11 protein-coding genes are annotated in these 12915 nt (G+C 64.9%); 5 read left to right on the top strand and 6 right to left on the bottom strand.

Annotated elements, in window-relative coordinates:
- Nucleotides 1-8 precede the first annotated feature (8 nt).
- Nucleotides 9-1127, top strand: a complete 1119-nt coding sequence (locus ACTXGA_RS16290) for an SPFH domain-containing protein (RefSeq protein ID WP_443395448.1) — start codon at nucleotides 9-11, stop codon at nucleotides 1125-1127.
- A gap of 77 nt (nucleotides 1128-1204) precedes the next feature.
- Nucleotides 1205-1789, top strand: a complete 585-nt coding sequence (locus tag ACTXGA_RS16285; protein WP_443395446.1) for a DUF3228 family protein — start codon at nucleotides 1205-1207, stop codon at nucleotides 1787-1789.
- Nucleotides 1790-1873: 84 nt separating this feature from the next.
- Here the strand turns inward: ACTXGA_RS16285 and ACTXGA_RS16280 are convergent, their stop codons facing one another.
- Together ACTXGA_RS16280 and ACTXGA_RS16275 are read right to left on the bottom strand one after the other, a co-directional pair.
- Nucleotides 1874-3814, bottom strand: coding sequence for a methyl-accepting chemotaxis protein (locus ACTXGA_RS16280; RefSeq protein WP_443395445.1), 1941 nt, complete (start codon nucleotides 3812-3814; stop codon nucleotides 1874-1876).
- 312 nt (nucleotides 3815-4126) lie between these two features.
- Nucleotides 4127-4660 (bottom strand): hypothetical protein, encoded by a 534-nt coding sequence (locus ACTXGA_RS16275; protein ID WP_443395443.1) that lies wholly within the window; start codon nucleotides 4658-4660, stop codon nucleotides 4127-4129.
- A gap of 180 nt (nucleotides 4661-4840) precedes the next feature.
- Between ACTXGA_RS16275 and ACTXGA_RS16270 the strand changes: the two genes are divergently transcribed.
- Nucleotides 4841-5983 carry a TFIIB-type zinc finger domain-containing protein gene (locus tag ACTXGA_RS16270; protein ID WP_443395588.1) on the top strand — a complete coding sequence of 381 codons (1143 nt, stop codon included), beginning with the start codon at nucleotides 4841-4843 and terminating at the stop codon, nucleotides 5981-5983.
- A gap of 49 nt (nucleotides 5984-6032) precedes the next feature.
- On the opposite strand, the gene ACTXGA_RS16265 is transcribed toward ACTXGA_RS16270, so the two are convergent.
- Nucleotides 6033-6446 carry an Hsp20/alpha crystallin family protein gene (locus ACTXGA_RS16265; protein ID WP_443395441.1) on the bottom strand — a complete coding sequence of 138 codons (414 nt, stop codon included), beginning with the start codon at nucleotides 6444-6446 and terminating at the stop codon, nucleotides 6033-6035.
- A gap of 183 nt (nucleotides 6447-6629) precedes the next feature.
- Here ACTXGA_RS16265 and ACTXGA_RS16260 point away from each other — a divergent pair, with 183 nt between their 5' ends.
- Nucleotides 6630-7529, top strand: coding sequence for a carbohydrate kinase family protein (locus tag ACTXGA_RS16260; protein WP_443395439.1), 900 nt, complete (start codon nucleotides 6630-6632; stop codon nucleotides 7527-7529).
- Nucleotides 7526-7969, top strand: coding sequence for a D-aminoacyl-tRNA deacylase (dtd, locus tag ACTXGA_RS16255; protein WP_443395437.1), 444 nt, complete (start codon nucleotides 7526-7528; stop codon nucleotides 7967-7969). The genes ACTXGA_RS16260 and dtd overlap by 4 nt, the downstream gene beginning before the upstream one ends.
- A gap of 169 nt (nucleotides 7970-8138) precedes the next feature.
- Here the strand turns inward: dtd and ACTXGA_RS16250 are convergent, their stop codons facing one another.
- The 3 genes from ACTXGA_RS16250 to ACTXGA_RS16240 are packed head-to-tail and all read right to left on the bottom strand — an operon-like array spanning nucleotide 8139 to nucleotide 12836.
- A complete protein-coding gene (locus tag ACTXGA_RS16250) occupies nucleotides 8139-9320 on the bottom strand; it encodes an HlyD family type I secretion periplasmic adaptor subunit (RefSeq protein WP_443395435.1) in 1182 nt (393 codons plus the stop codon).
- Nucleotide 9321: 1 nt separating this feature from the next.
- Nucleotides 9322-11493, bottom strand: a complete 2172-nt coding sequence (locus tag ACTXGA_RS16245) for an ATP-binding cassette domain-containing protein (protein WP_443395586.1) — start codon at nucleotides 11491-11493, stop codon at nucleotides 9322-9324.
- Nucleotides 11494-11537: 44 nt separating this feature from the next.
- Complete coding sequence (locus tag ACTXGA_RS16240) at nucleotides 11538-12836, bottom strand: TolC family protein (RefSeq protein ID WP_443395433.1); 1299 nt, start codon at nucleotides 12834-12836, stop codon at nucleotides 11538-11540.
- Nucleotides 12837-12915: the final 79 nt, after the last annotated feature.

The following is a 12915-nucleotide window of genomic DNA, read 5'->3' as shown; positions in this document are numbered from 1 at the left end:
GCCACAACATGGGCATCTGGGATTTTCTTTCTGGACAATTCATCGACGTCATCCACTGGACCGATGACACCCGCGACACGATGGTCTGGCGGTTCGAACGCGAGGGCCACGAGATCAAGTACGGGGCCAAGCTGACGGTCCGCGAAGGGCAGGCGGCGGTCTTTGTCCACGAAGGCCAGATGGCCGATGTCTTCACCCCCGGTCTCTACATGCTAGAGACCAACAACATGCCGATCATGACCTCGCTGCAGCACTGGGACCACGGGTTCCAGTCGCCGTTCAAGTCCGAGATCTATTTCGTCTCCACCCAGCGCTTCACCAACCTCAAGTGGGGCACCAAGAACCCGATCATGCTGCGCGATCCGGAATTCGGCCCGCTGCGCATCCGCGCCTTTGGCAGCTACGCCATCAAGGTCGCCGATCCGGCCGTCTTCATGACCGAAATCGTCGGCACCGACGGCGAATTCACCATGGATGAGATCAGCTTTCAGATCCGCAACATCATCGTGCAGGAATTCAGCCGCGCCATCGCCGCCTCCGGCATCCCGGCGCTGGACATGGCCGCCAACACGCGTGAGGTCAGCGAGCTGGTGCGCAAGGCGATCGACCCGGTCATCCACCAATACGGTCTTGAACTGCCGGAACTCTACATCGAGAACATCTCGCTGCCCGAGGCGGTGGAAAAGGCGCTGGATGCGCGCACCTCGCGCGGGCTGGCCGGCAATCTCGACGACCACATGAAATGGAAAGCCGCCGAGGCCATGGGCAAGGGCGGCGCGATGGATCAATCCATGGGCATGGGTTTCGGCGCCGGCATGGGCATGCAGATGGCCAATTCCATGACCCAGCAGGGCCCGTGGGGCGCCGCCCCCGCGCAGGCCCAGCCGCAGGCCGCCCCGATGGCCCCGCCCCCGCCGCCGGTCGAACATGTCTGGCATCTGGCCGCGAACGGCCAGACCACCGGCCCCTTCTCCAAGGCAGACCTTGGCAAGATGGTCGCCAGCAAGGAACTGACCCGCGAAACCCATGTCTGGACGCCGGGTCAGGACGGCTGGAAACGCGCCGGAGAGGTGACCGAACTGGCGCAGCTCTTTACCGTGATGCCGCCGCCCCCGCCGCCGATGTAAGCGCGCGACACTGTCATTCAGGCGGGCCGGTTTCGCGATCGGCCCGCCGCGCCGTCTCATAGCTACAGGCCCGCCCCGTGAAGATTGCCCTGACCGATTTCGCCCGCCGCAACTGGCAACCCGGCGCCAGCGGCACAAGGGTCGAAGGCGTCTCACCCGAGGATCTGACCGACCGTTGCAATGCCGCCGTGGCGCAGGGCGCACCGCTGGTCGACGGCTACGCGCCCTTCTGCAAGCACCTCTTCCTGCCAAACGACAGCCCCACCCGCTGCGGTTTTGCCCCGATCACCCCGGACAATACCCACCTCTTGCGCAGCGGTTATGCCGCCCGGCGTGAGGGCGAAATGCCGGTCCTTGAACGCTGGTTCGAGGGTGAGGCCCCCGTGGCCCAATGGCTGGACGTGATCCTCTACAGCCACGCGCAGCTGGTGCTGGAGGCCGCGGACTACCCCGACGAACAACCCGTGCCAGAGTGTGACTGGGGTATCGTGTCGATCATCGGCACGCTGGAGCCGGTTGAGCCGCCCATGCCCCCGATCACCCAATGGCGCAACGCGCTTGGCCGCGCGGCCGGTGGGTCGGGCAAAGAGATCGACCCCGACGCCTACGCCCGCGCCGTGGACTTCTGGGACCGCCACGCAGCCGTCAAAACCGCCGGGTAAGCCCGTCTTTCCCCGCCCGTACCCGCCAGGCATCGCCTGCGCCAAGGACCGCAATTGCCATCGGCTGACCCGCTGACCGGGCCCTCAGAAATCCGACCAGACCCGCGAGCCGGTCCCATCCCGCACAAGCGGCGCATCCTCTTCCGCCGCAAGGTCCGTCCCCCTGTCCCAGCTCCCAAGGTCGGGCGCGGACCCGGACAGATCCTCCGCAACCTCGGACCGCAGGACCGGTTCCTCCGCCCGGCGCAGGCTGGACACGTCCTTGCCAAGGAACCCGGCAATCACCGAAGCGGCCCGATTAGCCTGCATGGTCAGGCGTTCGCTGGTGGTGTTGATCTCCAGCACCTTGGAGGCGTTCTGCTGTGTCACGCGATCCAGTTCGGAAACCCCGGTGTTGATTTCGCGAATACCGGTCGCCTGTTCCTGCGCCGATGCCGCCATCTCCGAGATCAGCCCGGTGACCTTGCCCGTCCCGTCCACGATGGCCGTAAAGGTGCTGTGCGTGTCATGCATCAGCCGCTCACCCTCTTCGACATGGCTGGCGCTGGTGTGAACCAGATCCTTGATTTCCTTGGCCGATTCCGACGCCCGTTGCGCCAGTGAGCGCACCTCGGAGGCGACGACAGCAAACCCCTTGCCAGCCTCGCCCGCGCGCGCGGCCTCGACCCCCGCGTTGAGCGCAAGCAGGTTGGTCTGAAAGGCGATGTCGTCAATCACGGTGATGATATTGGTGATCTCCTCGGAGGATTTGGAGATGTTCGACATCGCCTTCAGGGCGCGCTCCATCACCTCGGTCCCCGATTCCGCGCGATGGCGGTTGTCATCGGCCACATCGTTCGCCTTCTTTGCCCGTTCGGCGGAGGAATTCACAGCGCTGGAGATCTGTTCCAGCGCGGCGGCGCTTTCTTCCAGCGTGGCGGCCTGCGTTTCTGCCCGCCGCGACATGTCGGTCGAGGTGACCTTCAGATCGTCAGAGCCTTCCTTCACGATGGAAATGCTGGCCTGCATCTGGTCGATCAGCGTCTCGAACGCCTCGGACAGACCGTTGAAGTTCTCGCACAATTCCATCGTGTTGCCGCCAAGATCGGCCCAGGCGCCCTGATCGACCCGGGTGCCGACCGCGCCGTTCTTGAGCGCGTCCATCGACCGGCACAGGGCGTCGAACAGGGCGGCGCGTTTCTCGTGCAGGTCCTGCTCGGCCTGCCGCTCGATCTCGGCATCGCGCAACTGCTGGCGGAATGTATCGACGCTGCGCGCCACCGCGCCGACGCTGTCGGGCCGGTTGGTATGCGGGATGACGGTGTCATACTGCTTTTCGCTGATCGCGGTCACGGCCGTGCCAAGCTGCCCCACGGGTGCAAGAATCCAGCGCAGCGCCACCGCGAGGATGGACAGGAAACCGGCCAGACACAGCAGGGTGATGGCAAGCCCCGAATACAGCATTCCGGAAATAGAGGCATCCAGCGTATCCTTGGACACGCCGACATATAGAATGCCCAGCGGCGCCCCCTCGGGCGTTTCGACCGGCACATAGATCGTCAGGTATTCCTTGCCCAGAATCGTCGCCTCGCCGCGGAACACCTCGCCCTGCCGCATCGAGGTGTAGACCGGATTGCTCTGGCCAAGCACCGTGCCCACCGCGCGTTCCCCGTCAGGTTTGACGATATTGGTGCTGCGGCGCACGTAATCCTTTTGCGCGTCGTCCCAGACAAAGACCGTGGCCGTTTCGCCGGAAATCTCTCCCACCAAATCGATCATTGCGTGATCTTCGAAGGCAACGATATCCGGGGCTGTCGCGCCGGTTATCTCTCCGCCCGCGCCCTTCGAAATCGTCAAATCCTGTCGCGCCAGCATCTCGTTGGCCAGGACCTTGATGGACATGTTCTGCTTTTCGGCCTCGGCCTCCAGCAGGGCGGTTTTCGACTGGTTGAACTGAGGAACAAAAAGGGCCGCCGTCAGCAGGCAGAACAGCAACGCCACGCCGAAACCGATTTGAAAGCCCAGACGATTGAAGATGCGGGACATTGCAAGGCTCCTTTTTTATCCAAGGAACCTCTACCCGGCCAAGCCTTAACAAAACCCGACCTTGAGCGGGGTGGATACCGAATATCCTGTGCAAATTGATACGCTTCCGCTGAAACGCCTTTTGTCTTCGCCGCCGCGCGCCTCACGCTAACCCCTGCCTGCGCGCAGGAAATCGACCGCCGCACATGGTCCGATCCCCCTCATCGAAATCCCCTTCGGGCGACGTCCGATCTTAACAACAGGTAAAACCGTCCCTGTAACCCATTGATCCTGCATTCCCCCTAACCTGTCCACGCGTGGACAGCCCGGATTTCAACGGTCCAGCAGGCTCAGCAGGGCAGGCAGTTTGCAGGCATCCTTGGGAAAGGCGAAATCCTCCACCCTTGAGGCCGGAAAGGGCGTCCCCGGCGACACCTGGCTGTCCACGATCAGCCGGCCATCCAGACAGATATCCTGCGCCGCGTTGCCGATATTGAAGCCGAACCCATCCTTGCCGCAGTCCACACCCTCACCGTCCATGTTCCAGGCCTGCGGCATCCAGATCCCCTCACCATCGACGATGAAACTGCTGGCCTCCGGGTCGAAATGCAGCCGCCACGTCGTCTCTTCGTTCAGCATGGTCAACGCCCAGCGCCCGACAGGCGCCCCGTCCAGCTTGCCCTCGATCACGAAACAACTCAGGTCGCTTTCCAGCACGAAAGGCCCGGCGACCTCCTCTGGGTCGAACTCCAGCGCGCCCTTGACCCGATAGCCGCCGCCCCCCTGCCACTCAAAGGCATAGGTCACCGGCTCGGCCAGCGCTGCCCCCGCAAACACGGTCAGGATCACAGTCAGATACCGCCCCATCGGCGCGCCTCCTCTTTCGGCTCGGGGCAAAGCTAACGGTCCCCCGCCCCGCCGCCAAGGGCCGGCCTTGCCCGGATTCCTCCTTTCCCTCCGCATCAAACCGCGCAAGACTGCGGCAACCCTTGCAAGCGTGAAGACCTTTTCCCGATGAGCACCCCCCCGCCTCCTCCACCCTCCGATATGCCACCGCCGCCGCCCTCGGCCCCCCCCTCAGCGCCACCTGCCGCCAAGGGCCCGACGGACGAACACCGCTTTCCGTGCGATCAATGCGGCAGCGACATGCGTTTTGACCCGGACGAGGGCAAGCTGGTCTGCGAACACTGCGGCAACACGCAGGAAATCGAGGCCTCGCACGGCCCGTGGGGCGGTGGCATCCGGGAGCTGGACTTCAAGGCCGCGATGGACAACCTCCTTCCGCTGCAGGACATGGAGGAAACCACGGTCTCGACCTGCCCCAACTGTGCCGCGCAGGTCGATTTTCCGCCGGACACCCACTCCACCGAATGTCCGTTCTGCGCGACCCCTGTGGTGACCGACACCGGCACGCACCGCCACATCAAACCGCGCGGCTTGCTGCCCTTCGCGCTGGACGAGGCGGCGGCGCGCAAGGCGATGACCGACTGGCTGGGCAAGCTGTGGTTCGCGCCCAACGGGCTGCAGGACTATGCCCGCAAGGGACGCAAGATGAACGGCATCTATGTGCCCTACTGGACCTTCGACGCCGACACGACCTCGGACTATCGCGGCGAACGGGGCACGGTCTACTACGAGACCCGGCAGGTCATGCGCGACGGCAAGATGGAGAGCCAGCGCGTGCAAAAAATCCGCTGGACCCGCGTCTCGGGCCGGGTCAAACGCTTCTTCGACGACGTTCTTGTGCTGGCCTCCCACGCACTGCCTAAACGCTACACCGACGCGCTGGAACCCTGGGACCTGAGCGCGATGGAACCCTACCGGCCCGAATTCCTCGCCGGTTTCTTCGCCGAGGGCTATCAGGTGGATCTGGACGAAGGCTTTGCCGAAGCCAAGGACAAGATGGACCGCCAGATTCACCGCGACGTCCGGTTCGACATCGGCGGAGACCGCCAGCGCGTGCATCACGTGGACACGGACATGCGCGACATCACGTTCAAACACGTCTTGCTGCCGGTCTGGATGGCCGCCTACAAATACCGGGGCAAAAGCTATCGCTTTGTCGTCAATGGCCGCACAGGCCGGGTACAGGGAGAGCGTCCGTGGTCGGCGTGGAAAATCACCATCGCCGTGGTTCTGGCGCTGATCGTCGCGGGCGGCATCGGCTACCTGATCGCGATCAACCAATAAAAGATTGTCCGGTCAGGGCAGGAGACCCCCGCCCCGACCGCGTCGCTCCTTAGCGCTTTTTCACCGCAATCTTCTTGCCACCGGCACTGTCCGGGCTCCGGCGTGGCACGGTGATTTCCAGCACACCGTCCTTGACGTGCGCCTCGGCCCTGTCCGCATCCGCGTCACCGGGCAGGCGGAAGGAGCGGCGAAAACTGCCCCACTCCCGCTCGGAGAAATACCACGTATCCCCCTTTTCTTCCCGGGTTTCGTTCTTTTCGCCGGACACCGTCAACACGCCCTGATCCACGGACAAATCAATGGCTTCTTCCGGCACACCCGGCAATTCGACCCGGATACGATAGGCTGCCTCGTCAGAAGAGGCGTCCGACGCGGGCGACAGCCAATCCGCCACCCGGCTCTGCAGGTTGCGGAAAGGCGCGTAGAGATTGGGCCAAAGGCCCGTTTGGTTCGTTTCGACCATGAAAAACATCTCCTTCTGGCAGAAATGGCCTGAACAGACATGAGTCTGCACCGATCTGCTCGGGATGTCCTTGATCCGGAGCAAATATAGTCGATGCTGGAGGGCGTACAGGCTTTGACCGGGACGGCAATCCGCTGTATTCGGCTCATACGTTAGCGCAAACATAACTCTGGGAGACAGGCGATGATCCTCTGCTGCGGCGAAGCCCTGATTGACATGCTGCCCCGTGAAACGGGCGCCGGGGAGCAGGCTTTTGCCCCCTATGCCGGTGGGGCGGTGTTCAACACAGCGATTGCCCTTGGTCGGCTTGGCGCACCGTCTGGCTACCTTGGCGGGCTGTCCGAGGATCTGTTTGGCACGCTCCTCGCCGAGTCGCTGAACGCCTCCAACGTGGACTACAGCCTCTGCCCGCGCTCGACCCGGCCCACCACGCTGGCCTTTGTCACCCTGACCGACGGGCACGCCAAATATGCCTTCTACGATGAGAACACCGCCGGGCGCATGATGTCCGCCGACGACCTGCCGGCGCTGGACGACAGCATCTCGGCGCTGTTCTTCGGCGGTATCAGCCTTGTCTCGGAACCGCAGGCCAACAGCTATGCGACGCTCTGCCAGCGCGCCGGAGACCTGCCCGTGATGATCGATCCCAACATCCGGCCCGGCTTCATCACCGATGAGGCGGGCTACCGTGCCCGGCTGAACGGCATGCTGTCCCGCGCCGATATCGTCAAGATCTCGGATGAGGACATGGACTGGCTCGGCACCGATGCCGACACGCTGCTGAACGGTGGCACCTCCGTGGTACTGATCACCCGTGGGGCCGATGGCGTCGATATCGTCACCGCGAACGGCACGCAGCGCGTCGCCGCCCGCCGGGTCGAGGTCGTCGATACCGTGGGCGCGGGCGATACCTTCAACGCCGGGTTCCTTGCCGGGCTGCACCGCACGGGTCTGCTCACACGGGCCGACATCTCCGGCGCGACGGCAGAGGCCCTCGCCGAGGCAGCAGACCTTGGCGCGCAGGCCGCCGCGATCACGGTCAGCCGCGCGGGCGCCAACCCGCCCTGGGCCAACGAGTTGTGAGAGCGCTGATTCAGCGCGTCGCCTCCGCCCGCGTGGATGTGGGCGGGGCCACCGTGGGTGAAATCGGGCCCGGGGTACTGGTCCTGATCTGTGCGATGCAGGGCGATGGCGAGGCCGAAGCCGACAAGTTGGCCGCCAAGATCGCCAAACTGCGCATCTTCAAGGACGACGAGGGGCGCATGAACCGCGCGCTGCGCGACATTTCGGGCAGCGCGCTGGTCGTCAGCCAGTTCACCCTGGCCGCCGACACCTCACGCGGCAATCGTCCCGGATTTTCCACCGCAGCCGCACCGCAGGACGGCGAACGGCTCTACGAATACTTCGCCAGCACGCTGCAACAACATGGCATCCCCGTGGCCACAGGCCGCTTTGGCGCGGACATGGCGGTGAGCCTTGTGAATGACGGGCCGGTGACCATCTGGATGGACACCGACGGCTGAAGTCCCACCAGCGGGGGGCCAGCCCCCCGCACCCCCCGGCGGTATTGTCAAAGAGAAGAAGCAGGCTTTCTGCGCTTCTTCTCTTTGGAAAATACGCACCCCCGAGCCTTTTGCCGAAGGCAAAGGGCGAGACAACCAGTGCCGCCGCAGGCGGCGCATCATGGCGGCGTCAGGGCTCGCGGAAGGCCTCGCGCGATTTGTAGAGCGGTTTCAGCAGGTATTGCAGCACGGTCTTGCCGCCGGTGTGCAGTTCGGCCTGTGCCTGCATCCCCGGACGGATTTCCATCGCCACCTGCCGGTCCGTCAACGAGGCCATGTCCACCCGCACCGTCACCTTGTAATGCGGCTCGGACTCCGGGCGGCGCTCATCCTTGAACGTATCGGCAGAGACCACGTCCACGCGCCCCTTCAGCGTGCCATAGATGGTGTAGTCATACGCGGTCAGCTTGATCGTCGCCTCCTGCCCCGGGCGGATGTTGGCGATGTCCTGCGGGCGCACCTTGGCCTCCACGAACAGGTCCTCATCGATCGGGATAATCTGCATGATCTCTTCGCCCGGGCGCACCACGCCGCCGATCGTCGTCACCGACAGTTTGTTGACCACGCCATGCATGGGCGAGGTCAGCACCGTCCGGTTCAGCTGGTCGGTCGAGGATTTCAAGTTCTGTTTCAGCGTCGCCAGTTCCATCAGCGTCTCGGAGAAGGCCTCGGCGCGGGCCAGTTCCGTCTGGGTGATGATCTCGTCGTGCGCCTTTTGCGCGTCGGCATGGGCCTTGCGCGCGCGGGTCACTTCGATCAGCGCGACCACCTTCTTGTCGAGCAGATCCTCCATCAGGGTCATCTCGCGGGCCGCCTCGTCCAGCACGCGTTTTGCGCCTTCGCGGCGCTTGAAATAATCCGATTGCCGCGCCGCCAGCAGCGCCTGTTCCGACGCGACCATTTCCGGCGATGCCTGCACAAAAGCGGCCGGCACCTCCACGACAGAGGCCCCCTGCAATTCCGCCTCCAGCCGCAGGCGGCGGATTTCCAGCGCGGTGATCTGGTCCTGCAGATCATCGACCGAAGACCGGAACTGGATCCCCTGCAGCCGCGCCAGCACATCGCCGCGCAGCACCTCGTCGCCCTCCTTGACCAGCAGTTCCGACAGGATGCCACCTTCGAGGTTCTGGATAATCTGCGGGCGCGAGGAGGAGATGATCTCGCCATCGCCGCGCACGATCTCGTCCAGCCACGCATAGCTGGCCCAGAGGATGAAGGCCCAGACCGTCAGCGCGCAGAGCCAGATCGTCGTCGAGGGTCCCCTCATGCCGCGCGCCAGTTGCGCCGATAGGTTGGTGCTGCTGGTCGCCATGTTATTCGGTCCCCGTCTGGACAGTGCGCAGGTGATCCAGAACCTGATCGCGCGGGCCGTCGATCGCCATCCGCCCATTGGCCAGGATCAGCGTGCGCGAGGCCAGTTGCAGGATCGGCACCCGATGCGTGGCGATCACCGCCGTGCGCCCGGCCAGCCAGCCCTCAAGCCGGGAAATCAGCGTCTTTTCAAGTGTCTGGTCCAGCGCCGCCGTGGGTTCATCCAGCAGGCAGATATCGGGGTCCTGCAGCCACAGCCGCGCCCAGCCGATGCTTTGCCTCTGCCCCACGGACAGCCCCTCGCCGCCATCGCGGATGTCCAGATCCAGCCCCTTTGGGTGCGCTTTGACGAACTGGCCCAGGCCCGCGAAATCCAGCGCCTCGAACAGCCGGTCGTCATCGCGTTCCAGCAGGCTGAGGTTCAGGTTGTCGCGCAGGGTGCCGTGGAACAGCCGCACCTCCTGCCCCAGATAACCGACCGACCGGCGCAGGTCCTTTGGGTCGATCTGCGCCATTTCGGTGCCGTCGATCAGCACCTTGCCGGTGGCGGGCGCGTAGAGGCCCGACAGCATCTTCAGCAGCGTCGACTTGCCGGAACCGTTGGCCCCCAGCACTGCGATTACCTGCCCCGGCTGGATCACCAGTTGCGACAGGTCCAGCACCGCCACCCCCTCGGGATCATAGCGATAGGTGACGTCGCGCAGATCATACTGCCCCCGCAGCTTGTCCCGGCGCAGGTAGGTCCGCTCGGCCGAGCGGTCCTGCGGCACATGCGCCACGCCGTCCAGCCCGTCCAGCGCCGCCTTGACGTTGCCCCAGCGGGCCAGGATGCCCGACAGTTGCGTCAGCGGCGCCAGCGTCCGCGACGACAGGATGCCCACCGCGATGATCGACCCCACGGTGAACTGCCCGGCAAAGACAAGGTAGGTGCCGGTGATCACCGCCGCCACATAGGTGCCCTGCTGCACGCCCTGGCTCCAGAAGGTCAGCGTCGCGGCCAGCTTGCGCTGTTCCGAGGATTTCAGCGCCTGCACGGCGGTCAGTTCTTCCCAGACGCGGGCAAACCGATCCTCGGCGCGCTGCGTCTTGATCGTGTCCAGCTCGACCACCGCCTCTTGCAGCAGACGCGATTGCTTGGCGCTGGCCCCCTGCATTTCCTTTGTCAGCCGGATCATGCGTTTCTGCAGAAAGAATCCCGGGATCACCATCAGCAGGCCGCCCGCGATCAGCACCCAGACGACGCTGCCCGCGATCGACCAGACCAGCAGCAGAAAAACGAAGATGAACGGAATATCCGCAAGCGCGCCAACGGTCGAGGCGGTGAAAAATTCGCGCACAGAGCCGAATTCGCGCATCGCCGAAAACAGTTGTGACGGTGACCGCCCCGGCAGGTCGGACCGCATGCCCAAGAGGCGCGTCATCAGCAGCCCCTGCACACCCATTTCGATTTGCCGCCCCGCCCCGTCCAGCAGTTGTGAGCGCGCGACCTTGAGGAAAGCCTCCATCAGCAGCGCCATTCCGGCCCCTGCCGCCAGAACCCACAGCGTCGCCTCGGATTGGTGCGGGATCACCCGGTCATAGACCTGCAGCGAAAACAGCGCGACGGAAACCGCCAGCAGGTTCGCCACGAAGCTGCCCAGCGCCACCTCGCCGAAGTGTTTGGAAAAGCGTTTGAACTGCCCCCAGAACCAATGGCTTTCGGCATCGGCCTTGGCGTGGTTTTCAGACAGGGCCTGCACCGGCGCCTCTGCCCGCAGGATCTGTCCGGAAAAGACGGTGCCGAATTCGCCCAGTGGCACCTCTGACTGACGAGAGGCGGTTGTGGCGTCGTAGATCGACAGCCTGTCCCCCTCCTGTGAGAGCACCAGCACCGCCTGACCGTTGCGCATCAGCGCCAGCGCCGGCCAGAGACCGGGCACAAGGCTGTCCGGCGTGTCCACGGACGACAACAGACCCGCCGCTTCCAACCCCGCGCAGAGAGAGGCGGCATCATAGCTGTCCCCTGCCCCGGCGTTTTGTGACAGCGCTTCCAGAACGTCGGTCTGCCGCGCCTCGACGCCCAGCCGCCCCGCCAGAACGCGGATCAGGTCCGCCCGGGCGCGCGCGCGTTCGCTGTGCCGCGGCGCGCGGCGGGTCGCGTTAGCCACCTGCCCGGTCGGCACCGCGCGCAGCATCGCCTTGCCTGCGCGGCCTGCCATCTGGAATACGCCGGATTGGCTCACAATTGTGTCCCCTCCGCCAGCGCCCCGCGTAGGCGCGCCAGTTCAAGCTCGGCGCGCGCCGCCTTGTATTTCAGCGAAATCGCCGTCTCCAGCGCGGCGGCATAGGTCTCGTACACGCCGACCACATCCATCACCTGCCGCTGCCCGCCGTCGTACTGACGCTGGAACAGGTCGAGGTTCTGCTTGGCCTGCCGGGTCAGCAGTTCCGCCTCATGCGCCTGCCGTGTATAGGCGGACAACTGGCTTTCCTGGCTGCGGATCTGGCGTTGCGCCTTTTCCTGCGCCTCTGTCACCTTGCGCGCGGCTGTCTCCTTGGCCAGATCGATCGCCTTGAGATCGGCGAACGTCCCAAGCGAGAACATCGAGTCGATGCCGACATTCAGCGCGCCGCTGGACCCGCTGTCCCCGACAGAGCCGCTGGCCGTAAGGCCGGGCAGATGGGAGGCGCGGGCAATGCGCGCCTCGGCCACGGTGATGTCCTGTTCGGCACTGGCGCGCAGCACGCCCAGCGCCTCGCCTGCGCTGACCTTTCGCAACCCGCCAAGGCCCCGCACCTCGGCCAGAGACCCCGACGACATGGCATCCAGTTCGGCCAGCGCGGTGCGGGTGGTTTCCTCGGCCTCGCTCTTGCGGGCGCGGATGCTGGCCAGTTTCTGGCGCAGCACGTTCAGGTCGGACATATCCGACACGCCGCCCTTGACCCGCTCGTTCATGATCCATTCGAACTGCGTCATGTCCTTCAGCGCAAAATCCAGATGCGCCGCCAGTTCGCGGTTTTCCTCGGCCTTCTGGTACAGCGACAGACCGTCAAAGACGCGGGCATTGCCGTCCTCGACCAGCTTGACCGCCGCCAGTTCCACATGCGCCTTGGCCAGATCGCGCTCTGCCTGCTTGCGGCCGTTGTCGAAGAGGACCTGGTTGATCAGCAGGTCCGCCACGAAATCGCCCAGTGAGTTCAGAGAGATGTTTGGCCCGATGCGCGGCAGCCAGTTGTAGCGCGCGGCTTCTGCCCGCAGTTGCGCCACGTGCAGTTCCGCCTGCGCCACCCGTGAATCCGCGGCCATGACGCCCTCTGCCACGCTGCCGTAGGGCGTCTGCGGCTCGACGGCGGAGGCGCGCAACGACAGGCTGTGAATGATCGCAGAGGCCTGCGCCGGGTCCGGGCGCGCGGCCTTGGTCACGGCGGCCGCTTCGGTCGCAACCGGCGTTGCCGCCCCGTTGCCCGAAAAGCGTGCCACCACGCCCTGCCCCATGTCCTTCATGCAGCCGGACAACGTCACCGCGATGGCGACCATGCCCAAACTCCGCCTGCCTATGCTCATCCGTGCCCCCGTCTCGGCGCGTTTATGATTATGCGCGGGATCCGCGGCCCGG

Source organism: Antarctobacter jejuensis (assembly GCF_052266595.1).
GTDB lineage: Bacteria > Pseudomonadota > Alphaproteobacteria > Rhodobacterales > Rhodobacteraceae > Antarctobacter > Antarctobacter jejuensis.
Note: the sequence above shows the minus strand (reverse complement) of the source record. Positions and strands in the feature narration are given on the sequence as shown.